Here is a 24,162-nt window from a genome sequence, read left to right as displayed (position 1 = left end):
CCTTATCGGTCAGAGACCCGGCAAGCTTCGTGGTTCGCTGAACTCGTCCGGCCGGTGCGCGGCGCCACGTCTGCGCCGCTCAGGCCACGTTACGGGGCGCTTTCCGCACTGTCCAGCACGACTGCGGCGACGATCGCCGACATATCGGCGACGGTCATTCTCACGACACCTCCACGGGTGGCGAGGCCGCGGTCCGCCTCGTACGCGACGATGTCGGCGTGCTCCAGCTCGTCGGCGAGCACGGCCAGCCGCCGTTCGATGCGGGCGGCGAGGTTCTCGGCGAGGTCGTCGTACCGGGCTGCGGGGATCTGCACGGTCATGGGGTCACCTTTCGCCGTCGGCGGGGCGTCGGCACCGGAACGGGGCCACACGTCCACGCTAGGCGCTCGCCGTACCCGATGGGCGTTTTCTGGGTTTTTGCACTGAGACGGAGCCGCGGAGGCCTCCACCGAAAGTCATAGCCGCCGATCCGGCTGCGGAGGGAAGCGCGGGCACCCTGCGTGACGGCAGGGTGATGACCATGACATCAGACCGTGCGCGCCGCGTTGCCGAGGCCGCGTGTGAGGCCGCGCTCGTGCTCGGCCTGACCGCGCTGCCGACCGCGTGGCGCGCCCTCGACGGGCGCATCATCGTGATCCTCGCAGGCATGCTCGGGGCGCTGACCGCAGCGATCTACGCGTTGCACGCTGTGACGTTCGACTGCCTCCGGCTCACGGCACAGCGGCAAAAGGGCAGCTTTTCGTACACCCAGCGTAAGGAATGAACCGCCGAGGCCGCCCGCCCGTACCCGGGGATGCACCGCCCTCCGACACCCCCGGGAGTGACCAGGATGTTCCGACTCATCCAGCTCCAAGCGCAGCACGGCGTACCCCGCATCGGCGTGGACCCCGACGGCTACGGCAGCGAACGGGCCGCGCTTGCCCGTTACCGAGAGACACCGTCCATGTTCTTCGGCGTCGGCCGCTTCGACGAGTCGGGACGGCTCGCGGAGATCATCATGGACACCGTGTGCGGGCCGGCGGCCGGCTGCCCGCGCCCCGCCGTGGTCGTGCACGCCGAGACGTTCCAGCGGCTCTGCGACACGTGCTCGTTCGGGCTGGAGGTGCTCACCCTGCCGGCGCTCGCGGTGCGGCTGGGTGTGGCGGTACGGCTCGCGCCGGTGCTGGCCCCCTCGGGCCGCCACGCCGCCCCCGAGTCGACCCTGTCGACCGGCAACCGCATCGCCCGGGAGTTCGCCTCGCACATCGACGACCCGGTGTGGCGCATGGACCTGTGCGCGGAGCTCACCCGCAACCCCGGCGCGGTCAACGGCTTGCTGATCGGCGTCGGCGCGCTCAGCCACCGGGACGTGCTGGACCACTATCCGGCGCTGTGCGCGCTCGGCACCCAGCTCCCGGCGGCCATCCACGCCGACCTCGTCCGTGCCACCGCCCGGCCGCTCTCCCCCGCCGGCGTCGCGGGCCTGCGACTCGGACTGTGACCCGAGCCTTCCCCAGTGCGGCCGGGATCGGGTAAACCGGAACGGTGACTCTCGAATCCCCTGCCGGGACCGCGGCCGGCGGCCCGCTCACCTTCGACGCACTGGTCGAGCGGGCCCGCGGGCTGGTCCGGGACGGGCGCCGGGCGGTGCTGGGTATCGTCGGCGCGCCGGCCGCCGGCAAGACCACCCTCGCCGAGGAGCTGGTCGCCGCCATCGCCGCGGACGGTCCGGCGGACTGGGTGGCACACGTGCCGATGGACGGCTTCCACCTCGCCGACGCCGAGCTCGAACGGCTCGGCAACCGCGACCGCAAGGGCGCGCCGGACACCTTCGACGCGCTCGGGTACGCGGCGCTGCTCCGCCGGCTGCACGAGGACACCGACGACATCATCTACGCGCCGGGCTTCGAACGGGTCATCGAGCAGCCCATCGCCGGAGCCATCCCGGTGCCGCGCGCGGCCCGGCTCATCGTCTCGGAGGGCAACTACCTGCTCGTCGACGACGACCGGTGGTCCCGGGTCCGGCCGCTGCTCGACGAGGTCTGGTACGCCGACCTGGACGACGAGACCCGCCTGCACCGGCTGATCGACCGGCACCGCCGCTTCGGCAAGGACGAATCGGCCGCGGTCGCCTGGGCCACCGGCACGGACGAACGCAACGCCGCGGTGATCACCGCGACCCGCGAGCGCGCCGACCTGATCGTCCCCGCCACGCTCATCCACGCCATCGGGACGCCGCCACCACCGATCGGGTGAGCCCGGCGTGGCAGACTTTCCCCGTGTCTGCCGGTGAGACCGTCGAGACCGAGCCGCGGCGGCGGCCCGGGCGGGCCGTACGCTTCGGCCTGATCGTCACCGCCGTCCTGCTGCTGCTCTTCGGCGTACCGTGGTGGACGCTCACCTGGGCCGGCAACCGCTGGCCCGGCGCGGTCTTCGCGGCCTTGACGGCCGTCTTCGCGCTGGCCCTCGCGGCCTTCCCCGTGCTGATGTTCAGCGGTCACGGCAGCCGCCACCGCGACGGCCCGGCCCGGATCGCCGACACCCTCCTCGGCGTCGTCTGGGTGCTGTTCGTCTGGTCGCTCCTGGGCAACGTCCTGCGCCTGGTGCTGGCCGCCGCGGGCGTCGCCGACCCCGGCCGTTCCCGCGTCGTCACGGCGGTGGTCACCCTCATCGCACTGTTCCTGCTGCTCTGGGGGTACGCGGAAGCCATGCGGGTCCCCCGCGTGCGCCGCATCGACGTGGTGATCCCCCGCCTCGGCGCCGGCCTCGACGAGCTGCGCCTGGTGCTGCTGACCGACACCCACTACGGGCCGATCGACCGGACCCGCTGGTCGCGCGGCGTCACGGAGGTCGTCAACTCGCTGCACCCCGACGTCGTCGCGCACACCGGCGACATCGCGGACGGCGAAGTGGCCCAGCGCCGCGAGCAGGCGGCCCCGCTCGGCGACGTCCGGGCCCGCCTCGCCCGCGTCTACGTCACCGGCAATCACGAGTACTTCTCCGGCGCCCAGCGCTGGGTCGAACACATGGCCTCCCTCGGCTGGGAGGCGCTGCACAACCGCCACGTCGTGGTCACCCGCGACGGCAGCAGCCTCGTCATCGCGGGCGTCGACGACCGCACGGCGGCGGGCTCCGGCGTACCCGGCCACCACATGGACCACGAGGCGGCCCTGCGCGGCGCCGACCCGGACCTCCCGGTCCTGCTGCTGGCCCACCAGCCCCACCAGATCGCCGGCGCGGTGGCGCACGGCGTCGACCTGCAGATCTCCGGCCACACCCACGGCGGCCAGATCTGGCCGTTCCACTACCTGGTCCGGCTCGACCAGCCGGTCCTGCAGGGCCTCACCCGCCACGGCGAGCGGACCCAGCTGTACACGTCCCGGGGGACGGGCTTCTGGGGACCACCGTTCCGGGTGTTCGCACCGAGCGAGATCACCCTCCTCACCCTGCACTCCCACTGACGAGCGCGTCCTCTTCGGTGGCCTGCTGATTCCGTCGCTGCCCTGGTGGGCCGGCGCGCTGCTGCCCGTGCGCCGCCGGACCCGTCTCACGAACCGGCCGAGGAGCTGAAGGCGGGGGAACGCCGGGTCAGGCGGCGGACTGGGTGGGTCCAGCCGGCCGGCGGCACGGCAGGCCGGCGAGCCTGGGGTCAGCAACGGGCCTACGGGGATGTGACCGCGCGCAGCTCGGCGGCCGCCTCGGCGATCAGGTCGGCGAGCGAGGTCTCGTTGCCCGGGGCGACCCACTGGGCGAACGCCACCCGGAAGACGGTCGAGCCGGACTCGGCCGCAAGGGTGGCCGCGGTCTCGCCGACGCCCTTGGCCCGCAGCGCGGCGGCGACCGCGGCCGCCAGCGAGACCGTCTTGCGCAGTTCGCGCTCCTGGAGCTCAGGGCTGCTCTCGATGATCGTCTGACGCACCCGGACCGAGTCGAGGCGGCCGGCGAAGACCTCCTCGGCCACCCGCCGGTAGGCGGCGACGACCGTGTCGAACGGCGCGGCGCCGGCCTCCGCGATCGCCTTGACCAGGATCGTCTCGAGCTGGTCGCTGCCGCTGAAGAGCGCCTCGCGCTTGTCGCCGAAGAGCCGGTAGAAGGTGCGCTTGTCCAGGCCGGCGCGGGCGGCGATGTCGGTGACCGTGGTCTGGTCGAAGCCACGCTCGGCGAACAGCTCGAGGGCCGCCGCCGCGAGGCGGCCACGCGCGTCGGGTTGCCAGCGGGCCATGCCGCCGATGGTATCCGATGTCACACTGCGACATCCGCTGCGGGCATGTCGCGGTGTGACATCCCGGGGGTACGGTCATGTCACAAAGCGACATCCACCTTCGGGAAGGAACCACCATGCGCGTATTCGTCACCGGCGCCTCCGGTCACCTCGGCTCGGCAGTCGTGCCCGAGCTGCGGGCCGCCGGACATCACGTGGCCGGGCTGGCCCGCTCCGACTCGTCCGCCGCCGACGTCGAGAAGCTCGGCGGCGAGCCCATCCGGGGCGACCTGTCCGAGCTCGACGTGCTGCGGCGCGAGGCGGCCGCCGCCGACGGCGTCATCCACCTGGCGTTCCGCCACGACCTCATGGTCACCGGCGACCTGGCCGGGGCCGCCGAGGCCGACCTCGCCGCTCTCCGGGCCCTCGCCGACGGACTCGACGGCTCCGGCAAGCCGCTGGTCGGCACGAGCGGGACGGCCATGCTCGTGACCGGTGGCGTCAGCGGCCGGCCCGGCACCGAGCAGGACGTCTTCCCCGACGGCGGCTACCGGATCGACGCGGAGAACTTCGTCGCCGGGCTCGCCTCGCGCGGCGTGCGCTCCAGCGTCGTCCGGCTGGCGCCGACCGTGCACAGCTCGCTCGACCGCCACGGCTTCATCCCGGTCATCATCGCCGCGGCCCGCAGGAACGGGTACGCGGCGTACGTCGGTGACGGCGCCAACCGGTGGCCGGCCGTGCACACCCTCGACGCGGCCACGCTCTACCGGTTGGCCCTGGAGAAGGCGCCGGCCGGGTCACGCCTGCACGGGGCAGCCGAGGAAGGCGTCCCGTTCCGGGAGATCGCCGCAGCCGTGGGCCGCGTCCTCGACCTCCCGGTCCGGAGCATCGGCCCCGGCGAGGCGGATGACTACTTCGGCTTCCTCGCCACGTTCGCACAGCTGGACAACCCGGCGTTCGCCGCGATCACCCGCGAGCTGCTGGGCTGGACACCGGCACACCCCGGCCTGCTCGCCGATCTGGACGAGGGGCGCTACGGCGCGGTCACCCGGTAGACGGCCCCGGCGAGGTCGTCGCTGACGTACAGCGCCCGGTCGGGACCCTGCACGGCCATCACGGGCCGGCCCCAGCGGGAGCCGTCCTCGGCCTGGAAGCCGGTCAGCAGGGTCTGCTGCGGCCCGAGGGCGCCGTCGCGCCAGGCGAAGAACGACACCTCCGGCGCCCGGGGCGGCTTGCGGTTCCACGAGCCGTGCACGCCGGCCAGGGCTCCGGGGCCGTACCCGCCCGGCAGGCCGGGGGCCGTGGCGAAGCTCAGCCCCAGCGGCGCCGAGTGCGCGCCCATGCCCTGCTCGACCGGGGGCAGCGCCGCGCAGTCGAGCTTCGAACCGTCGGCGTTCGTCTCGACGTCGCGGACGAACGGGCGGCCGGTGTAGCTCAGCGCGGAGTCCTTCGCGCCCGGCTGCAGGTCGGGATCGGGGTTGCAGTACGGCCAGCCGAGGTCGCGTCCCTGCGTGAGCCGGGCCAGCGGCTCCATCGGGTGGTCGTTGACATACCACGTGAGGACCTCGCCGCGGTCGTCGCCGTCGTACGGGTAGGCGATGTTGTCCCGGTTGTTGACCGCCGTCCACACCCCGCCGTCGGGGTCCACGGCCAGTCCCGTCCCGTTGCGGACGCCCCGCGCGAACACCGCGGCCGGCCCGCCGCCCGGCGGCACCCGCAGGATCGACGCGCGTTCGGGGCCGGCGTCGCGATCCTCGGCCGAGATGTTGCCGGTCGAGCCGATCGAGACGTAGAGCGCGCCGTCGCGTCCGACCGCCACGCTCTTGAGCGCGTGGGCGTACGCGCCGCCCAGCTCCGGGCTCTTGGCGTCGGGCAGGCCGCCGACGACGACCCGTCTGCCGGACAGCGCTCCGGCGGCGTACGTGAACCCGTCCACCTGATCGCTCTCGGCCAGGTAGAGCGTGCCGCCGGCGAACGCGAGCCCGTGCGGCTGGTTGAGCCCGTCGACCAGGGTGTTCTGCGCCGGCGCGGCATCGCCGGCGCCGGGGGTCAGCGCGACGACGTCACCGAACTTGGGCCGGGACACCAGCAGCCGCCGGTCCGGGGTCCAGGCCAACAGCCGGGCGCCGGGCACCCGGGCCCACACCTCGACGGTCCACCCGGGCGGGGCCTGTAGGCTTCGAGGCTGGTCGAACGGGGCGGCGCCGGTGCCGGCGAGCGGGCGTACGGCCGTGGCGACCGGCGCCGGCACGTCGGCCTGACCCGAGGCGGACACCGTCGCCCGCGGCGCGGAGCCGGACCCGGCGTCACCGTCCGACGAGCACGCCGCCAGGACGAACACCATTCCACCGGCCACGAGACCACGCGCGAGGCTCTTCACCGCTGCATCTCTACCCGCGGAGCCCGCCGGCATGCAACCGTCAGCGGCCGAAGCGCATCCGGAAGCCGTCCAGCATCAGCGACAGCATCGGCTTGCGACCGGTCAGGTACGCCAGCCGCCCGTCCCGCTCAGCCGTCCACGCGATCCGGGCTCCCCTGATCGCCGTACGCCCTCGGACCGGGGTCTCCACCAGCGTGTCGCCGCGCGCCTGGCGCAGGGACATCGGGGTGGGCCAGCGCCCCGGCCACCGGCGGCCCGGCCGGAGCACCGCCGTCGCGATCCCGGCCGCGGACGCCGCCGGCGGGTCGATCGCCAGGGTGGCCAGGTCCTTCGGGATGGCCCACAGCTCGCGGCCGCCGTCGCGGGAGGCCTCGCTGTCGACCCAGATGTCGACGATCGACACCCGCAGGTCGCGCAGCAGCACGGCCGTCAGCAGCTCGCGGTAGTGCAGGGTGCCCCCGGGCTCGTAGCGGACCCAGGCGGCGCCGAGCAGCACCCGGCCCGCGACGGTGAGCGGGCGGATGCCGGCGGGCAGCGGCGGCAGCGCGGCGGCCGGCAGCGCGAACACCGACAGGTACAGGCGGCCGCGCAGGTTCCAGGGTGAAGGGGGATGCATCAGCTGCAGGCTAGCCGCGCCCCCGCCCAGTCCGCATGATCGTGGGCGTTGCCGTCGCCCGCGTCGGCCACCCGCAGCTCCAGGGTCTGCGCGCCGGTCAGGTCGACGGTGACCGGGGTGGCCGCGGACGCTCCGGTGAGGACACCGGACTCGTAGCGGCGTACGCCGTCCAGCCACACCGAGAACACCACCGAGCCGTCGCTGCCGGTCTCGTCGTCCACCCCGACGTCGGCGCGCAGCCGGGAACAGCTGCCGGAGAGCGGGACGGTCACGCTGGAGGTGGCGTGCACCCCCAGGCCTTTCGGGTACGCCGTACCCGCGATGGTCAGGGGTCCGCCGTCACCCGCCGCCTGTTCGCCGTTGCTGCGGTCCTTCTCGACCGGTCCCCAACCGTTGGCCTGCGCGGTGTACGGCCGGTCGCTGAGCCACGACCAGCCCGGCGGCAGCGGCGCGGTCGTGGTGGCGGTGGCGGTCGTCGTGGACGTGAACCCGGTCGGGGTGGTCGTCACAGCGGTGGCCGTCAGCTCGTACGTGCCGACGTCGGTGCCGGCCGGGGCGGTCACGCGGAAGGCCGCCTGCGCCGGGGTGCCGTACGCGACCCGGCCCAGCTCGGCCACCTCGGGCTCGACGGTCCAGCCTTCCGGCGCTGCCAGCCGTACCTTCGCGTCGGTCAGGCCGGCCGCGCACCGGGCCGTCGCCGTGACGGTGACCGCCTCCGGCACGCCGGGCTGCACCTCGCCGTCGGTGGCCGCCGTCAGCGACGGCGGGCAGGGCGCCGGGACATCCGAGTCCGGCACGCCGCCGGCCGCCGCCTCCGGCCGCGTCAGCGGCCGCAACACCAGGTCCTGGGCGTACGGCCGGTTCGGCGCGAGACGGTACGGCGCCAGCACCGAGTTCGGCGTCTCGCCCATGCCGGTCTCCCCCGCCTCGGCGTGCAGCGTCACCCAGTCCGGGTTGCGCACGAGCGGCAGCTGGTGGTCGTACTCGGCCCGGTCGAGCCGGTCGTACGCGGTGACGCTGACGTCGCGCATGCCGCCGACCAGCAGCCCGTCGCGCCCGTCGGTGAGCGAGGCCCAGCGCGCGTCGGTGTGGTTGCCGTACGCCTGCGGCCGCGAGTAGCGCACGTATTCGCGGTCGACGGTGCTGCGGTACACCCCCATCGGCGCGCCGCTGCGACGGTCGTTGTACGACTCCTGCGGCCCGCGCCCGTAGTAGGCGAACCGCTGCATCTCGTCGGGCACCTGCATCGACAGCCCCACGCGCGGCAGGTACGGCAGCTCGCCGAGGCGCGGGCCGGACGGCACGACCTCCTGCCGCAGGCTGATCGTCCCGCGCCGGTCGATGCGGTAGCGCAGCGTCTGGTCGAAGGCGATGCCCGTGCCCGTCGAGCGGGTGCGCACCTCGACGACGGCGGCGTCGGCCTCGGTGGACGTCCGCACCGCCGTCACGCTCGTGGACAGCGCGTCCAGCCCGGTCTCGTGCCACACCCGGCGGTCGTCGGTGCCCCAGTCGTACGTCTCGTTGCTGGTCGGCGGCCGGTACACGTCCAGTCGCGGGCCGCCGTGCAGCAGCTCGCGCCCGCCGGCCCGCATCGAGGCGAGCTCGCCGGCGTCGAACCGGTACGTGAACCCGCGGCCCGACACGGTGACCGTGCCGTCGTGGCTCGTGAGCGTCGGCGCGCCGCGTACGGGAACCGGCAGGACGCCGGGCACCGCGCTGCCGCCGACGGCGAACTGGTCGTGCCCGAGCACCCAGCCGCGCCGGGCCCACGCGCGGTCCTGCGTGCTGACTGCGGCCACGGTGAGGAACCGCTCGCGGTCCTCGGGGTCGGCCGGCGCCGCGCCGAGGTCCAGGTCCGCCGACTCCGACGGGCCGAGCCGCACGGTCCGCGTCCCCGATCGCAGCGTGCGCTCCTGCTCGGTCACCGCCCACCGCAGCCGGAACTCGAGCGACCCGGCCTGCTGTTCGTTGTGGACGCGGATCCTCCCGGCTGCCGCGTCGACGGCGCTGATCCGGATCGGGGCCTGCGCCCACGCCATCTCGGCGGTCTCCGGCTGCACGTACCGGTCGGAGCCGACGAGCCCGTCGGTGCCGGACAGGCTGATGCCGAGGCTGAGGAAGTCGCCGCGGCGCTGGGCCGTGTCGAAGTCCAGCGCGAGCACCGGTTCCCCGTCCGCCGCCCGGTCGGGGGTGACGGCGGACCCGTAGACGCGGACGTCATCGACGAGACCGCGGGCGAGCCGGGCGTTGCGCAGGTCGTTGTCGCGCTGGGTCTCGGCGTTGTGCCCGATGTTGACCTCGAACAGGCCCGGGTCGACGGCTCCCGTACGCGCCGTCGTGGCCACCTGGTCGCCGTCGATGAACAAGCGCAGCGCCGAGCCGTCGTACACGCCGGTGACGCGGTGCCAGGCGCCGTACCAGTCCGCCGGGACGTCGGCCGCGGCGGTCGCCCAGCCGCCCGCGTCCACGCCGAACTCGAGGGTGTCGCGGTCGCGCATCTGCAGGGCGTACCCGCGGCCCTTGGTGAGAATCGGGAAGCTGCCGGCCCACTCCCCCGGCTTGACCCACGCGTCGAGGGTGAGCGGCCCGGTCAGGTCGAGCCGCGGGTCGCGGAACACGTCGACGAAGTCGTCCAGACTGGACAGACCGACGGCCTGGCCGCGGCGGCCCGGCACGAGAGCGGGCTTGCCGACGAAGAAGGCCTGGATGCGGCTCGGCGAGGAGTCCGGGGTGACCACGAGCGGCTGGCGCAGGTTCTGCTCGGCCCAGTCCCAGATGAAGCCGCCCTGCATCGACGGGTACCTGCGGGCGAGGGCCCAGAACTGGTCGAAGTTGCCGAGGCCGTTGCCCATGGCGTGGGCGTACTCGCCCATGACGATCGGCTTGGCGCTGCTGAGCGTCCGGGCCTCCAGCCGCGCCGGCGTCGGATAGCGGGGGCCGTCCACGTCGGCGTACGGCGCGTCCCCGTCCGGGTTGTTGGACTGGTGGTAGAGCAGCCGGGTGGGCTCGTTGGCGTCCGCCCACGCCGCCATCGCGAAGTGCGCGGCGCCCAGCCCGGCCTCGTTGCCGGTGTCCCAGAAGATGACGCTGGGGTGGTTCTTGTCCCGCTCCACCATGGCCCGGAACCGGTCGGCGAACGCCTTCTGCCACTCGGGTCGGTCGGCGAGGCAGACCGACGGGCAGCTCTCGTGGTTGTGCGTCTCGATGTCGACCTCGTCGTCGACCCACAGCCCGTGCCGGTCGGCGAGGTCGTACAGATACGGGTCCGACGGGTAGTGCGAGGTGCGGACGGCGTTGAGGTGCAGGCTCTTCATCAGGAAGACGTCGGCGCGCTGCTTGTCGCGGGTCACGTGCCGGCCGGTGTCCGGATCGGTCTCGGCGCGGTTGGTGCCCTTGACGAGGATGCGCTTGCCGTTGACGAGAATCTGCTTGTCGCGGACCTCGATCTCCCGGAAGCCGACCGCCTGCGCGGTGGTGTGCAGCGCCCGGCCACGTGCGTCGAGCAGCTGCAGGACGAGCGTGTAGAGGTTCGGGTCCTCGGCGCTCCACTTGGCCGGGTCGGTGACGGGAGCGGTCAGCGTCACCCGTCCCACGCCGGTGGCGGCGCTGACGGTGGTCACGGTCCGGCCGCGGCCGTCCAGCAGGGTGCCGCGCACGGTGAAGGCGCCGGCCGCGCCGGCCACGTCGACCCGGGCCGAGAGCGTCGCGTCACGGTAGGAGGCGTCGAGGTCGGTCGTCACGTACGCGTCCCGCAGGCGCGTCTGCTCCGTGCGGTACAGCCACACGTCCCGGAAGATCCCGCTGTAGCGCCACTGGTCGTAGTCTTCGAGGTACGCGCCCGAGCCCCAGCGGTGCACCTGCACGGCGATCGTGTTGCGGCCCGGATGCAGCCGCTCGGTGACGTCGTACTCCGCGGGCGTGTAGCCGCCCTGGTCGTAACCGACGTACGCGCCGTTCACCCACACCAGGTAGTTGCTGGTCACGCCCTCGAAGCGCAGGAACACCCGGCCGCCGCGCCAGGACGCGGGCAGATCGACGGTACGCACGTACGCGCCGGTCGGGTTCACGTCCCGCGGCACCCGCGGCGGGTCGTCGGGCACGATCTCGCTGGGGATGTTGCGGAACGTCGGGTGGTCGATGAAGTCCGACTGCCACGTGTGCGGGACGCGGACGGACGGCCAGCCGGAGGCGTCGAACCCGGCCTGATGGAATGCGGCCGGGACGTCGTCGGGCTTGTCGAACAGCTTCAGCCGCCAGCTGCCGTCGAGGCTCCGCACGTACGGGCTGGGCCCGTCGTGGTCGGTGACGTCCGCGGCGGCCTGCGCGACCGAGCCGTACGGCCGCAGGTCCGCGTGCGGCTCCTCCTGCCCCTCGGCAGTGAGCTCCGGATCCTCGAGATAGCGGTACACGTCCTCGGCGGTCTGCGGCCCGGCCCCGGCACCGGGCGCGGCGGCCCGGGCCGGCGGCGCCACGGGGAAAGCGCATACCAGTAGGGCAACCACCACAGCGGCGGAACGGCGCATCCGCGGGACTCCTCGCGATCGGCGGCAGACATCGATCATCACTGATACTTTCCCGGCGCCGGTGGCCTGTCAACACGCCCACTGTCCGAAATGGGCACTGGGCACTCGGAGCTGTTCCGCGGGGACCCGCGGTTCTGGTCGCCGCCGATCGGCGACCCCGGCCCGCAACACCTGTTCGACCCGCCGGTGTACGTCCGCGGCGCCATGACCCCGCACGCCCTGCGCCTGACGGTCGGCGACGCGGCGTTCTTCCGCATCCTGCGGACCTGGCCGCAGACGCACGCCGGCGGCACGGTCACGACCGACGACTTCATCGCCCACGCGGAACGCATCTGCGGCCGGCAGCTGGACGACCTCTTCGCCGCCTGGCTCTACGGCACCACCCGACCGGACTCCCCGGCGGCGGCCACCGCGGCACGCACGGCCCCGGCGGGCCCGCCGTCCGCGATCGTGCGCCGCTCGATCCACCGGAGCCGTAATTGCGTTGAGGCCCGTCCCCGGCCGCCGCAGGATGGAGGCACCGCCGCACCCTGCCGAATGAGGACGTTCGATGCGCCTGCTCCGCGACTTATGGGGTACTTCGCCCCGTCGCACCGCCTTCATCGCCGTCCTCATCGTGCTGGGCGCGGCCGGTCAGGCCGGCGCCCTCGGACTGGCCGGCGCGGTGCTCGTCAACCGGTCCGTGCCGCTGTTCGGGGTGCTCGCCGCCGCCCTGGTGACGGCGGTGCTCAGCGACGTGCTCGTCGGCCTCGCCGCGGCCCGGCTGACCGCCGACTGGGCCGCCGCCGTGCGCCGCGGGCTGTGCCGGGTGGCCTTCGGGCAGGACGTGCCCACGCTGGAGAACACCCCGGTCGGCGAGCTGCTGGACCGCATCGACAGCGACGTCTACCAGGTCGGGTCCGAGCTGCGCGGCAGCGGCGTACGGCTGGCCCAGTCGCTGGCCGTGGCCGCCCTGTCGGTCGTCACCGCGTTCTTCGCGTGGTGGCCCGCCGCGCTCGGCATGGTGCTGGTGTCGGTCCTGCTGGTCGTCGTGATGAACAAGCCGATCCAGCGCATCTCCCCCGCGCGCATCAGCGAGGAGGAGGCGTGGTCCGACCTGGCCGCGGTGATGGAGGAGGCGATCCACGGGCAGGACGACGTCCGGACCAGCCTCGCCGCGCCGTACGTGCGCCGCCTCTACGCCCAGCGCGCACAGGAGGTGCTGCGCCGGGGTCGCCTGGTGTGGCGGATGTCGTCGCGGATCACGATGGGCGCGGGGGCGATCACCCGTACGCTCATCGCCGTTCTCGTCGTCGCCGGCGCGTGGGCGCTGGCGGCCGGGCACATCGACGGCGCCCGGCTGACCGCGGTCTGGCTGCTGGCGCTCGGCTTCGGCGGCACGCTGGAGCACGTCACCCGGATGGTCCCCGAGCTGCAGAACGCGCTCGGCGCCTGGAGCCGGGTGCAGCTGCTGCGCGGCGTCGAGCAGGAACCGGCCGGCGGGCAGCCCCCCGCCGACGGCGACCTGGTGGTCCGCGACCTCACCTTCCGGTACGGCGAGTCGGACAGCGCCCGGCCGCCCGCGCTGCGCGACGTCAGCCTGACCTTCCGGCGCGGCCGGTCGTACGCGCTCATCGGCCGCACCGGTTCCGGCAAGTCGACCCTCGCGAAGGTCCTGACCCGCGCGGTGGACGTCCCCCGCGGCACCGTCTTCCTGGCCGGTACGGACATCAACGACCTCGACGTCGAGGGCCTGCGCCGGTGGACCGCGATCGTGCCGCAGCGCACCGAGATCCTGGCCGGCTCGCTGGCCGAGAACATCGCGCTGTTCGACGAGGACCTGCTGCCGCGGGCCGCGACCGCGCTGGCCGAGCTCGGGCTCAGCAGCTGGGCGCAGGGGCTGCCCGACGGCATCGACACCAAGCTCGGCGACGGCGGCTACGTGCTCTCCGCCGGGCAGGAGCAGCTGGTGGCGTTCGCGCGGATCCTCGTACGGGACCCGCGCGTGGTGATCCTCGACGAGGCGACCGCACGGATGGACCCGGTCACCGAGACCTGGGTGCAGCGGGCCACCGACCGGCTGCTGCAGGGCCGCATCGGCGTCATCGTGGCGCACCGGCTCTCCTCGGTACAGCGCTGCGACGAGGTCGTCGTGCTGGCCGACGGCGAGGTCCTCGAGGCCGGCCCGCTGGCCGCGTCGCAGCGCTTCGCCGAGCTGCTGGCCAGCTCCGCCGTCGCGGCGCCGGCCCGTTCCGGCAGCGGCGGGGTAGTGGCGCAGCCGCACCCGGGCGGCAGCGGCGGCGTGGCGGTGCTCGAACGCGAGCCGGACGGGCCGGTCCGCGCCGAGCTCGGCAACAGCCTGCCGCTGGCCGAACCACCGCCGCTGCCGGACGAGCCGCCGGCGCACACGATGCGGGAGATCTTCCGGCTGACCACGAACGACGCCCGGTACGGCCTGGCCGCGGTCGGGCTGTTCGTCATCCTGGTGCTGCTCGGCCTGGACGGCGCGATCCTGCCGCTGCTCTGGTCGCACGTGGTCGACGGCGTGGGCGACCCGGTGTGGCCGGCCGTGGGCATCGCGGCCGGGCTGCTCGTGGCGATCCCGACGCTGTACTACACCGGCGCCTGGTTCCCCGAGTGGTGGGTACGCCAGATGCTGCGGATCAGCCTGCGGCTCGTGCACGGCCAGATCGGGCCGCGCCGGGTCAGCAAGCACACCCCGGCCGAGGTGGTGGCCCAGGGCGGCGACACCGAGCGGGTCGTGATGCTCGCCGACAACCTCGTCGACACGTCGATCAGCATCGTCATGATCGTCACGATGACGCTGGCGGCGCAGTCGTTCGTCCCGGCCGGATTCTTCGTCGGGACGATGGTCGTGTCGGGCCTCATGGCCACGCTGTTCGGGCCGCGGCTCGAGCGGGCGGCACGGCGTACGGTGGCGGCCCGCGCGGCGTTCGCGACGGCGCTGGTGTCGTCGTTGTCGGCGGCGCGCACGGTGAAGCTGGCCGGCGCGACCGTTCCGGTCCTCAAGCATCTGGCCGGCCTGGACGGGGTCCGCAGCGAGCGGCAGCGCAAGGAGATCGCCATCCAGGTGTGGGCCCGGTCCACGCCGTCGGTGCTCAGCGGCCTGCTGCCGATCGCGGCCTGGGCGCTGTATCTCGCCGGGGAGCTGTCGGCGGCGGCGACGCTGATCGCGGTGGCGGTGCTCGGCGCGGCCCGCTGGTTCGCGTGGACCACGGCCTCGCTGGTGTCGCACTTCCCGTCGGCCCGGGTCTGGACCCGGCGCACGGTGGCCATGGCCGGCGAGGCGGCGTACTCCTCCGCGGTGCCCGGCGTCGACATCGCAGCCGGCACGGCCGACGCCCCGCCCGCGGCGCCGCGCGTGCCGCTGCAGCGCCTCGAGCTCGCGGGCTTCAGCGCGGTGCACGAGAACGGCACGGTCGGCGCGCAGGACGTCGACCTGACCGTCGAGCGGGGCGAGCTGGTGCTGGTCGTCGGCCCGGTCGGCGCCGGGAAGTCGTCGCTGCTGCGGGCGCTGGCCGGCATCGTGCACCACACCGGCACGCTGGCGTGGAACGGGCGCCCGGTGCGCGAGCCGGAGACGTTCCTGCGGCCCAACCAGGTGGGCTACGTGGCCCAGCTGCCGCGGGTGCTCTCCGGCACGGTCGCCGACAACATCGAGCTCGGGCACGAGGTCGACGCCGCGGACGCGGTGACGACGGCGCAGCTGGAGCACGACCTGGCGGCGGCCGGCGGCGGCCTGCAGCTGCTCATCGGCCACAAGGGCACCCGCCTGTCGGGCGGCCAGCTCCAGCGGCTCGCCCTGGCCCGGGCCCTGGCGCCACGGACCGAGCTGCTCATCGCCGACGACGTGTCGTCGGCGCTGGACGTCACCACGGAGCTGGACCTGTGGCGGGCGTTGCGCGAGCACGGCGTCACGGTGATCGGCTCGACGTCGAAACGCGCCGCCCTGTCCCGCGCCGACCGGGTGGTCGTGCTGATCGGCGGCCGTGCGGTGGCCCAGGGCACGTGGCGCGAGCTGGAGGACCGCTACGGCCACCTGGCCGGGTGAGCCGGGGCTGCGTCAAGCGCGGGGAGCGGTCCGGGACCGCTCCCCGCGCCGGCTCGTCGCCGCACCCGGCGGACGGTGGGCCCGGCCGGCCGCGGTCAGCGGGCCTGCGACTCCAGCCGGCTGACCACCTGGGTGACCGTGCCGGCCGGGATCGCGAACCCCACCCCGACGCTGCCGGTGCTCCGGTCGCTCGCCGTGGCGATCGCGACGTTGATGCCGATGACCTTGCCGGAGGTGTCGACCAGGGCGCCGCCCGAGTTGCCCTCGTTGATGGCCGCGTCGGTCTGCAGCAGCCCGGTGAGTTTCTCCGACCCGGTGTCGACCTGCCGGTCGAGCGCCGAGACGATGCCGGAGGTCACCGTGCCCTCCAGGCCGAGCGGGGCGCCGAAGGCGAGGACCGGGTCGCCGACCGCGACGCTGTCGTCGGTGCCGAAGGTGACCGGGGTCAGCCCGGACAGCCCGCTCGCCTGCACCAGCGCGAGGTCGTGGGTGGTGTCGGCCGCGACCACCGAGGCCGGGACCGTACGCCCGTCGGACAGCCGTACGCTCACCGTGCCGCCGGAGGCGATGACGTGGTTGTTGGTGAGCACGAGACCGTCCGAGCCGAGGACCACCCCGGAGCCCAGCGCCGACTCGGAGCGCCCGTCGACCAGGACGGTGACGATGCTCGGCGACACCTTCGCGGCGACGGCGGCCAGGCCGGTGCCGCCGGTCGGCGTGGAGGTGGCGGTCGTGGCGGTGGCCGTGGCGGCTGCCGGTTCGGCGGTGGCGTAGCGCTCGGCGACGAAGGCTCCGGCCGTACCTCCGCCGGCGATCAGGGCGAGCAGGGCCGCGCCCCCGGCGACGCGACGGGGCCGGCGCCGCTCGCCCCCGCCGCGGTGACCCGCGACGATCGGCGGCAGCGGCGGGACGGGCGGCGCGGTGGCGGCCGGGTCGCCGGTGTCCGCGGGACGGGTCGACAGATCGGTCATGGCTGAGCCTCCTCGGTTGACTCCACTGTCGCCCCGTCACTTGTCAGCTTCCGGTGAGCCCTCTGTGGGTCGGCTGAGTGCCCGCGGGTCACCCGTGCGGGGCACGCCGTGCCGGAATCCGTGGCCGCTGCCGCCGCCGGCCGTTAGGTGTGCGGCACAGGCGAACATCGACCCGGGGGTGTACGAGATGACGAAGCGGCTGCTGGCAGCGGCGATGCTCCTGCTGGCTGTGGGCGGGTGCGACGACGCCACGACGCCGCAGGCGACGGCTCCGGCGCCCGCCGCGACCACGCCCGCGTCCGAGCCGGCGGCCACGACGCGGGCCGCCTCGGGCCCGGACGCGTTCGTGGCGGGGGTGCGCGGGAACCTCCCCGAGGTCGCGAAGGACCGCCCGGACGACGAGATCGCCGCCGTCGCGGCGCGCGCGTGCACCGGGCTGGGCAAGGGCGACGACGCCGACGCGATCGTCACGCAGACGCGTACCCTCGGCACCGCCGACGCCGAGGCGATCGACCAGGCCACCGCCCGGGAGCTGATCAAGCTGGCGATCGACACGGTCTGCCCGGACCAGGACCGCCGCGTCGACGAATTCTAGAGCCCGGCTGCCGCGCCGGTCGGCCGAAAGTCGCAGCGGACCCTCAGCAGGTCACGACCGCTGTCCGATGTCACGCACAGGCCGCCGGTGGATTCTTGCAGGCACACCACGAGAATCCTGCGGAGGTAACGATGTCGGCACGAGGAATGCTCAGTGTGGTCGGGACCGCCGTCGGCGGCCTGATCGGCTGGAACGGCGAACCGGGCCCGTCCGCGGACCCGGCGGCGGTGCGCGAGCTCTTCGCCGAGCTCGGCCTGCCGGTCGGTACGGCCCCGGAGGACCTGGACACCGCCGTACGCCGCTTCCAGAACCGGGTCGGCCTGGAGCCCGACGGCGTCGCCGGGCCGCACACGATCCACCTGCTGGCCCGGTACGCCAAGGAGGCCCGCGAGCTGCGCCGTTTCGAGCACGCGGCCGCGGCCTGATCCGCTAGGTCGCGAGGCCGGCCGCGACGGCGAGGGCCACCGGGTACGGCACCGCGATCTCGAAGTGCGACTCCGCCGCCCCGCCGTGGTGGTCGCCACCGCCCCAGGTCAGCACCGGCCGCCCCCGGTACTTCCACCGGGTGATCAGCCCGCGTACGGCCGGGACCTGCTCGGGACGGAACGTGCCGCAGGCTCCGGGTGGGTGCGCCGCCGCGTTGAGGTCCACGGCGATTCCGGCCGCGTGGCCGTTCCATCCCCGCGTCGCGCTCGCGTGGCAATGCCCCCAGCAGGACAGCGGGTCCAGCGGCTGCACCTCGCGGTGGAACGCCGCGGCCAGGGCCACCAGCAGCGGCGCGACGTCGCGGCGCACCGACAGCCGGGCGCCGGCGCCGGGCACCGCGACCGCCACCAGCGCATCGTCACCGAAGGCGAGCACCGGATAGCCGCCGCGGACGACCGGCGCGGACGCCGAGGCCTCGCTGCGGGAAACCGGCGCGGCCCCCACGGGCTCGCTGCGGGGAAGCGGTGCGGGCCCCGGATACCAGTCGCCGGGCAGCGGGGTGGTCACCGGCCCGCCCCACGAGCCAGGGCAGCCAGGGCGGCGAGGCCCGGCAGCAGGAAGTACTCCCCGCCGCGGCAGGTGACCAGCGGCCGCGGGACCGGCACGTACGCCGGCGGCTCCCCCTCGACCAGCACGCGGGCCCGCGGACCGCCCGCCGTGGTGAAGACGTCCTGCTCACCGCCGCGGCCGAACACGTTGCCGTCGGCCATCCACTGGGTCTGCACGAACTCGAACTGCCGGTGGATGTCGCCCATGACGGCGAGGAAGAGCAGACCCCGCTCCCGTCCGTCGTCCGGGGCGCCCTCCGGCAGCGGTGGACCGTACGGGATCCCGCGGCGCAGCATCATGTGGCGCCGCGACAGCCGGAGCCCGCCCGGCAGCGTGTCCAGCGGGTTGGCGCGGCGCACGTGCGAGGCGACCGGGCAGCGGGCCAGCGAGGAGCCGTCGGCCGTACGCCCCACCAGCGCGGCGCCCACGTCGGCCGCGCCGCCCTCGAACCGGTCCGCCACCGCCGACGTGGTCTCGCGGAACGCGGCGACGTCCTGCTCGAGCTTGCGGTAGACCAGGAAGCTGCCGTTGCGGATCAGGCCGGCGGGCCCGCCCCGGCCGGCTTCGTCGCCGTCCACATCGGGCAGGCCGAGCACGAACTCGCCGGGCGGCAGCAGCTCCTCGCGCGGGCCGTCGTCGTACCCGTCGATCAGCGGCGTGGACAGCCCGTCGGCGAAGCCGAAGTGCTCCACGAACGTCCGGCGTCCGCCCGGGTCGGCCAGCAGCCGCTCGCCCCGGATCTCCGCGACGACGCGTACGCCGTCGCCCGGCCCCGCCGCCTCGGCGCGGAGCTCCCGCAGCCACGCGTCGAGGATCTCCGCCGTCGTCGCGGAGACCATGAGCACCGCGTGGACGCTGCCGGTGCCGTCGAACGGTGCCGACCACGGCTCGATACCGCGTCCCGGCGACAGCGCGGGCTCGCGGGCGTACATGCCGGCGCGGAACTCCTCGGGGAAGGCGCTCAGCTGGGCGGCGGAGACGCCGAGCGCGCCGAGCCCGGCGTGGCTCAGGCCCAGGTGCAGGGCCCGGTTGGGCCGTTCCTGCACCTGGGCGGCGGACGTCACCCGCGGCGCCAGCCCGCCCAGCCAGGCGCGGGCCGCGTCCGGGTCACCGAAGCGCAGGAACAGGTGGGCCGCCGCGTGGTGGTGGCCGAAACCGCGCAGCACCATGCCCTGGATGTCGCCGAGGTACAGCGCCTCGGAGACCACCGCGCGGGGCCGCTGCGGCACGGGAGCCGGACCGGAGGTGGCCAGCGCAGGGACGCGCCCACCGTTCCCGGCGGCGGCCAGCGACGCGAGCCGGCGGCGCATCGCCACCGCGTCCCGCAGCTCGCGGACGGTGCCCTCCGGCGCGCCGGCGAACGTGTAGTCCGCGGGCAGGCTGCGCTGGGTGAAGAAGCGGACGAAGTCGGCTGCGCGCTCGCTGCCGGGATACCCCGCGCAGTGCTCCCAGATCGCGTCGGCCTGCGGCCCCAGAGCCCGCATGCCGGCGAAGAAGCGCTCCTGCGGCCCGTCGACCGTCGCGGTCAGCAGCACGTACGGGTGCGGCAGACGATCGGGCTGCGGTCCCCGCCCGGCGTGCACCACGAGGTCGAGCAGCCGCGCCTTCCAGCCCCACACCGTCGGACGGGTCTGCGCCACCACGTCCTCGACGACGACGAGCCGTACGACGTGGGCGCCCGGCACGTGGGCGAAGGGCGCGTCCGCCTCCCGGAGCGTCTTGCGCAGCGCCTCCACCCGATCGTCGGCGATACGGGCCAGGACGGTCACGGACCGGGTGCCCCTAGACTGCGGTGTCATCGTCGCGCTCCCATGCGTGCAGATCACCCTGGACGTCGGCGAGGAACCGCGGCCACGCCGGGTGGGCCGGCGCGTCGGCGGGATCGGTGTCGCCGAGGTGTTCGCGGTACGTGTCGCGGACCCGCAGCGCGGCGGCGATCTCGCTCACCGAGGACTCCGGGTACGCCGACCAGTAGTGGTCGACGGGCAGGTCGTTGTGCCGGATGTAGCGGCGGAACGGCTCGGTGGGCAGCGCGCCGGGGAAGCCGTACGACCAGCCCCAGATCAGCGCCATCCGCAGCGGGATGACGATCGAGAACGCGTCGATGTACTCGTCCCAGTCGCCGTTGAAGTCGCTGCGGAACAGCAGGTACGCGTACCGTGTGCGGCGTTCCTGGCCCGGGAACCCGGTGATGACGCTCCAGTGTGCGAAGTGGATGAACGACATGTCCTGCAGGTCACGGCTGGGCCCGAGGCGCTTGCGCAGGTACAGGATGGCGCGCAGCGGCCCCGCCCACAGCCTCGGCATGGGGCTGAGCACGGTGAGCGCCGTGCTCCGCCCGGACCTCCCTGACGCGGTCATGGCTGACACCCCCGGTCGACGCCCGCCCGATCGGCCGATGCCGACGCGGTACGGACATCCTCGTATGCGGACAACTCGTATGCGGGCAACCGGCATACACTCGGCCGATGATGCTCGGACGGACTGCCGAACGTGCATTGATCGACGGTCTTCTGACAGACGCCCGCGCCGGGCGCAGCGACGCCCTGGTGCTCACCGGCGAGCCGGGCATCGGCAAGACCACCTTGATCAAGTACGCGCTCGACCACGCCGAGGGGATGCGGGTGCTCAGCGCCCGCGGCTACGAGGCGGAGTCCGAGATCCCGTTCGCCGGTCTGTCCGACCTTTTGCGACCGGTGCTCGGCGAGCTGGACGGCCTGCCCGCCCCGCAGGCCGCGGCGCTGCGCAGCGCGCTCGCGCTGGGTCCGCCGGTGGCCGGCGACCGGTTCTCGGTCTGCGCCGCGACCGTGGGCCTGCTCTCCGCCGCCGCGCAGGCGGGGCCGCTGCTGGTCGTCGTGGACGATCTGCAGTGGCTCGACGCGTCCTCGCGCGAGGCCGTGCTCTTCGCCGGCCGGCGGCTGCAGTCGGACGGCATCGCGCTGCTGCTGGCCACCCGCGACGCCTCGGACACCGCCGACCTGCGCGCGCCGCACATCGCGCTGAGCGGCCTCAGCGTGGAGGAGGTCGACACCCTGGCCCGGGCGACCCTGACGGCCACCCCGGCCGGTACGGCCGCCCGCCTGCACGCCGCGACCGCCGGGAACCCGCTCGGCGTGCTCGAGATGTGCCGGGAGTGGACGGACCCGGCCGGGGACCCCATCGGCGCCCCGGTGCTGCCGACCGGCTCGCGGCTCGAGCGCTCGCTCGGCGCCCGGCTGGCGCAGCTGCCCGAGCCGACCCGCCGCGCGCTGGTGCTGGCCGCGGCGGCGGCCGGCGGTGACATCGGCACGCTGCTCGCCGCGGCCCGCGCCACCGGGTTGCAGCTGCGCGACTTCGCCCCGGCGGAGAAGGCCGACATCGTCGCGATCGACGAGCGCCGGGTCGAGTTCTGCCATCCGATGCTGCGCTCGCTGGCCTACTACGGCGCCTCCATGGACGACCGCTGCGCCGCGCACACCGCGCTGGCCGCCGCGCTCGCCGACGAGCCCGGCGACGCCGCCGCCGACGCCCGCGCCTGGCACCTCGCCGCGGCCACCCTGGAGGCCGACGACGGGGTCGCCGCGGAGCTGGAACGCGCCGCGCAGCGCGCCGTCGGACGCGCCGGGTACGTGGCGGCCGCCCGCGCCTTCGGCCACGCCGCACGGCTGAGCCGGGGCCCCGACCGGCCCCGCCGGCTGCTGCGCGCGGCCCGGTGCTGGCAGCTGGCCGGGCGCAACGACCAGGTGCTGCCGCTGCTCGCCGAGGCGCTGCCGCTGACCACCGACCCGGGCCGGCGGGCGGTCATCCAGCACATGGACGCGTACGTGCGGATGTGGCGCGAGCGCCCGGACGGCGCCCTCGAGCGGCTCACCACCAGCGCGCAGGACGTGGAGCAGGCCGACCCGGCCCGGGCGGCGCTGATGTATTCCGACGCCTGCATCCCGTACTTCATGATCGGCCGGATCGACGAGCTGCAGGAGGTGGTCCGGCGCGGCCACGACCTGGGCGTACGGGTCGGCGGCGTGGCGCGGCTGGTCGCCGCGGTCGCGTACGCCGGCGGCCGTGCCCTGCAGGGCGAGCGCGCCGAGGCCGTCCGGCTGCTGACCGACTGCCACGACGAGCTGCTGCGCGCCGACCCGCTCCTGCGCGCCCAGGAGATGTGCCACGCGGCGCTGACCTGGATCTGGCTGGACGGCTACGACCGGGCAGCCGAGCTGGTGGACCGGGTCGTCGACGCCGCCCGGGCCACCGGCGCGCTGGGCGTGCTGCCGCAGGCGCTGGGCGTCCAGTCGGAGCTGCAGTTCCGCACCGGCCGGTGGCACGACGCCCGGGTCAGCGCGGCGGAGAGCCTGCGGCTGGCCAGCGAGACCCGCTCGGCGAACCTGTACGGGCTGTTCTTCGCCGGCCGTCTCGACGCCGTGCAGGGCCGGGTGGACGACTGTAAGCGCCGGGTGGGGCGTACGGAGGAGGTCGCGCAGCGGCTCGGCATCGCCTGCATGGCCCTGTACACCGGCCACGAGCTCGGCCTGCTGGCGTTGAGCCAGGGCGACGCCGCGGAGGCGATCACCCGCCTCGAGGCCGTACGCGAGCTCCCGGTGGTGCGTCAGATCCACGACCCGGCCGTGGTCCCGTGGGTGTTCGACCTCGTCGAGGCGTACGTCCGCGCGGGCCGCGCCGACGAGGCCCGGGAGCTGCTGGACGCGCCGGAGGCGGCCGGGGACGGCGCCTGGGCGCGGGCCGCGGCGCTGCGCTGCCGGGCGCTGCTCGCCGAGCCCGGCGAGATGCGCGAGGCCTTCGCCGCCGCGCTGGCCGCCGAGGCGTGCGCGGTGATGCCGTTCGAGCGGGCCCGCACCCAGCTGGCCTTCGGCGAGCGCCTGCGCCGGCAGCGGCAGCGCGCCGAGGCCCGGGAGCACCTGCAGGCGGCGCTGGAGACCTTCGAGCGGCTCGGCGCCCAGCCCTGGGCGGACAAGGCGCACACCGAGCTGCGCGCGACCGGCACCACGGTCACCCGCTCCGACGCCGGCCTGCCCGGCCTCACCCCGCAGGAGCTGCAGGTGGCGCTGGTGGTCGGCCGGGGGGCCACCAACCACGAGGCGGCGGCCACCCTCTTCCTCAGCCAGAAGACCATCGAGTACCACCTGAGCAACATCTACCGGAAGACCAACATCCGCTCCCGCACCGAGCTGGCGGGCATCGCGGCGGGCGATTAATGCCATGCGTACGAGCCCAGCCCGCTGCCCTCGAGCTGGCTGCGCAGCTTGCGCAGCGACCGCATGCGGGTGGGTCCGATGCTGCCGACGGGCATGTTGGTGATCCGGGCGAACTCGGCGTAGCCGGGCGCGTTGCTGCTGCTCAGCGTCGTCAGCAGGGCGCGCGCGGGTGCCGGCAGCCGGTTCACGTGCTGCCAGAGCAGGTCGTTCATGCTGCGTTCGACGGCGGCGCGCTCGGGCTGCGGCTCACGCTCGTCGGGGCGGTCGGCCTGCGCGTCCAGGCCGACGATCTCGCGGCGGCCGTGCCGCAGGAGCTGGAGGCATTCGCGGCGGGCCACCGTGGCGAGCCACGAGCCGGCCCGCTCGGGGTCGCGCAGGTCGCCGAGCCGTTCGACCATCCGCAGCCAGGTGTTCTGGACGGCGTCCTCGGCGTCGGCCTCGGACAGCCGGAACGAGCGGACGGTCCACCACACGAGCGCCTCGAACGTACGGATGAGGTTCTCACGGGCCCGGGTGTCCCCCGCCTGGGCGTCGAGAATGGTCTGACGGATGCCGTCGGAGTCGTTGGTCGTCATGGGTCTCGCGTCCTCCCGGAGGCTTGTCAGCACCCGTCCGACGCTAG

At 74.5% G+C, this 24,162-nt stretch carries 19 protein-coding genes and 1 pseudogene; 10 read left to right on the top strand and 10 right to left on the bottom strand.

What is annotated here, in order from left to right:
- Positions 1 to 89: 89 nt before the first annotated feature.
- Positions 90 to 320, bottom strand: coding sequence for a hypothetical protein (locus AB0K03_RS13070; protein ID WP_364683828.1), 231 nt, complete (start codon positions 318 to 320; stop codon positions 90 to 92).
- A gap of 194 nt (positions 321 to 514) precedes the next feature.
- Between AB0K03_RS13070 and AB0K03_RS13065 the strand changes: the two genes are divergently transcribed.
- The 4 genes from AB0K03_RS13065 (at position 515) to AB0K03_RS13050 (ending at position 3,440) form a co-directional block, all read left to right on the top strand.
- Positions 515 to 763, top strand: a complete 249-nt coding sequence (locus tag AB0K03_RS13065) for a hypothetical protein (protein WP_364683826.1) — start codon at positions 515 to 517, stop codon at positions 761 to 763.
- Between the two features lie 66 nt (positions 764 to 829).
- The gene (locus AB0K03_RS13060) at positions 830 to 1,480 is read left to right on the top strand and encodes a hypothetical protein (protein WP_364683824.1); all 651 of its coding nucleotides are present in this window, start codon (positions 830 to 832) and stop codon (positions 1,478 to 1,480) included.
- 44 nt (positions 1,481 to 1,524) lie between these two features.
- Positions 1,525 to 2,235 (top strand): nucleoside/nucleotide kinase family protein, encoded by a 711-nt coding sequence (locus AB0K03_RS13055; RefSeq protein WP_364683822.1) that lies wholly within the window; start codon positions 1,525 to 1,527, stop codon positions 2,233 to 2,235.
- 23 nt (positions 2,236 to 2,258) lie between these two features.
- Positions 2,259 to 3,440, top strand: coding sequence for a metallophosphoesterase (locus tag AB0K03_RS13050; protein ID WP_364683820.1), 1,182 nt, complete (start codon positions 2,259 to 2,261; stop codon positions 3,438 to 3,440).
- A gap of 200 nt (positions 3,441 to 3,640) precedes the next feature.
- Here AB0K03_RS13050 and AB0K03_RS13045 read toward each other — a convergent pair whose 3' ends face one another.
- Positions 3,641 to 4,201, bottom strand: a complete 561-nt coding sequence (locus tag AB0K03_RS13045; protein ID WP_364683818.1) for a TetR family transcriptional regulator — start codon at positions 4,199 to 4,201, stop codon at positions 3,641 to 3,643.
- A gap of 116 nt (positions 4,202 to 4,317) precedes the next feature.
- On the opposite strand from AB0K03_RS13045, the gene AB0K03_RS13040 reads away from it, so the two are divergent.
- Complete coding sequence (locus AB0K03_RS13040; RefSeq protein ID WP_364683816.1) at positions 4,318 to 5,235, top strand: SDR family oxidoreductase; 918 nt, start codon at positions 4,318 to 4,320, stop codon at positions 5,233 to 5,235.
- Here the strand turns inward: AB0K03_RS13040 and AB0K03_RS13035 are convergent.
- The 3 genes from AB0K03_RS13035 to AB0K03_RS13025 are packed head-to-tail and all read right to left on the bottom strand — an operon-like array spanning position 5,214 to position 11,648.
- Positions 5,214 to 6,560, bottom strand: coding sequence for a gluconolaconase (locus AB0K03_RS13035; protein ID WP_364683814.1), 1,347 nt, complete (start codon positions 6,558 to 6,560; stop codon positions 5,214 to 5,216). The two genes, AB0K03_RS13040 and AB0K03_RS13035, sit on opposite strands and share 22 nt — an antisense overlap.
- A gap of 40 nt (positions 6,561 to 6,600) precedes the next feature.
- Complete coding sequence (locus AB0K03_RS13030; RefSeq protein WP_364683812.1) at positions 6,601 to 7,176, bottom strand: acetoacetate decarboxylase; 576 nt, start codon at positions 7,174 to 7,176, stop codon at positions 6,601 to 6,603.
- Positions 7,176 to 11,648 (bottom strand): glycoside hydrolase family 2 TIM barrel-domain containing protein, encoded by a 4,473-nt coding sequence (locus AB0K03_RS13025; protein WP_364683810.1) that lies wholly within the window; start codon positions 11,646 to 11,648, stop codon positions 7,176 to 7,178. Before AB0K03_RS13025 ends, AB0K03_RS13030 begins: the two co-directional genes overlap by 1 nt.
- Positions 11,649 to 11,834: 186 nt before the next feature.
- Here AB0K03_RS13025 and AB0K03_RS13020 point away from each other — a divergent pair.
- Both AB0K03_RS13020 and AB0K03_RS13015 read left to right on the top strand, forming a co-directional pair.
- Positions 11,835 to 12,089: pseudogene (locus tag AB0K03_RS13020) on the top strand (M1 family peptidase); the annotation flags it as partial.
- A 160-nt stretch (positions 12,090 to 12,249) separates the two neighbouring features.
- The gene (locus AB0K03_RS13015; protein ID WP_364683808.1) at positions 12,250 to 15,750 is read left to right on the top strand and encodes an ABC transporter ATP-binding protein/permease; all 3,501 of its coding nucleotides are present in this window, start codon (positions 12,250 to 12,252) and stop codon (positions 15,748 to 15,750) included.
- Between the two features lie 95 nt (positions 15,751 to 15,845).
- On the opposite strand, the gene AB0K03_RS13010 is transcribed toward AB0K03_RS13015, so the two are convergent.
- The gene (locus AB0K03_RS13010; protein WP_364683806.1) at positions 15,846 to 16,721 is read right to left on the bottom strand and encodes a trypsin-like peptidase domain-containing protein; all 876 of its coding nucleotides are present in this window, start codon (positions 16,719 to 16,721) and stop codon (positions 15,846 to 15,848) included.
- Between the two features lie 187 nt (positions 16,722 to 16,908).
- Here AB0K03_RS13010 and AB0K03_RS13005 point away from each other — a divergent pair, with 187 nt between their 5' ends.
- Together AB0K03_RS13005 and AB0K03_RS13000 are read left to right on the top strand one after the other, a co-directional pair.
- Positions 16,909 to 17,316, top strand: coding sequence for a hypothetical protein (locus tag AB0K03_RS13005; RefSeq protein ID WP_364683804.1), 408 nt, complete (start codon positions 16,909 to 16,911; stop codon positions 17,314 to 17,316).
- Positions 17,317 to 17,447: 131 nt separating this feature from the next.
- Positions 17,448 to 17,741, top strand: coding sequence for a peptidoglycan-binding protein (locus tag AB0K03_RS13000; RefSeq protein ID WP_364683802.1), 294 nt, complete (start codon positions 17,448 to 17,450; stop codon positions 17,739 to 17,741).
- 4 nt (positions 17,742 to 17,745) lie between these two features.
- Here AB0K03_RS13000 and AB0K03_RS12995 read toward each other — a convergent pair whose 3' ends face one another.
- The 3 genes from AB0K03_RS12995 to AB0K03_RS12985 are packed head-to-tail and all read right to left on the bottom strand — an operon-like array spanning position 17,746 to position 20,712.
- Positions 17,746 to 18,309: a hypothetical protein gene (locus AB0K03_RS12995; RefSeq protein WP_364683800.1), complete on the bottom strand. Its 564-nt coding sequence runs from the start codon at positions 18,307 to 18,309 to the stop codon at positions 17,746 to 17,748.
- Positions 18,306 to 20,150 (bottom strand): hypothetical protein, encoded by a 1,845-nt coding sequence (locus AB0K03_RS12990; RefSeq protein ID WP_364683798.1) that lies wholly within the window; start codon positions 20,148 to 20,150, stop codon positions 18,306 to 18,308. The genes AB0K03_RS12995 and AB0K03_RS12990 overlap by 4 nt, the downstream gene beginning before the upstream one ends.
- A complete protein-coding gene (locus AB0K03_RS12985) occupies positions 20,134 to 20,712 on the bottom strand; it encodes a hypothetical protein (protein WP_364683796.1) in 579 nt (192 codons plus the stop codon). Before AB0K03_RS12985 ends, AB0K03_RS12990 begins: the two co-directional genes overlap by 17 nt.
- 107 nt (positions 20,713 to 20,819) lie before the next feature.
- Between AB0K03_RS12985 and AB0K03_RS12980 the strand changes: the two genes are divergently transcribed.
- On the top strand, positions 20,820 to 23,540 hold the full coding sequence (locus AB0K03_RS12980; protein ID WP_364683794.1) for an AAA family ATPase: 2,721 nt from the start codon (positions 20,820 to 20,822) through the stop codon (positions 23,538 to 23,540).
- Here AB0K03_RS12980 and AB0K03_RS12975 read toward each other — a convergent pair.
- Positions 23,537 to 24,148 (bottom strand): sigma-70 family RNA polymerase sigma factor, encoded by a 612-nt coding sequence (locus AB0K03_RS12975; RefSeq protein WP_364683792.1) that lies wholly within the window; start codon positions 24,146 to 24,148, stop codon positions 23,537 to 23,539. The genes AB0K03_RS12980 and AB0K03_RS12975 overlap by 4 nt on opposite strands.
- Between the last annotated feature and the right edge of the window lie 14 nt (positions 24,149 to 24,162).

Origin of the sequence: Actinoplanes sp. NPDC049316 (assembly GCF_040677315.1) — a bacterium.
Taxonomy (GTDB): domain Bacteria; phylum Actinomycetota; class Actinomycetes; order Mycobacteriales; family Micromonosporaceae; genus Actinoplanes.
The sequence above is the reverse complement of the archived record's forward strand: the minus strand, read 5'-3'. Positions and strand labels throughout refer to the sequence as shown.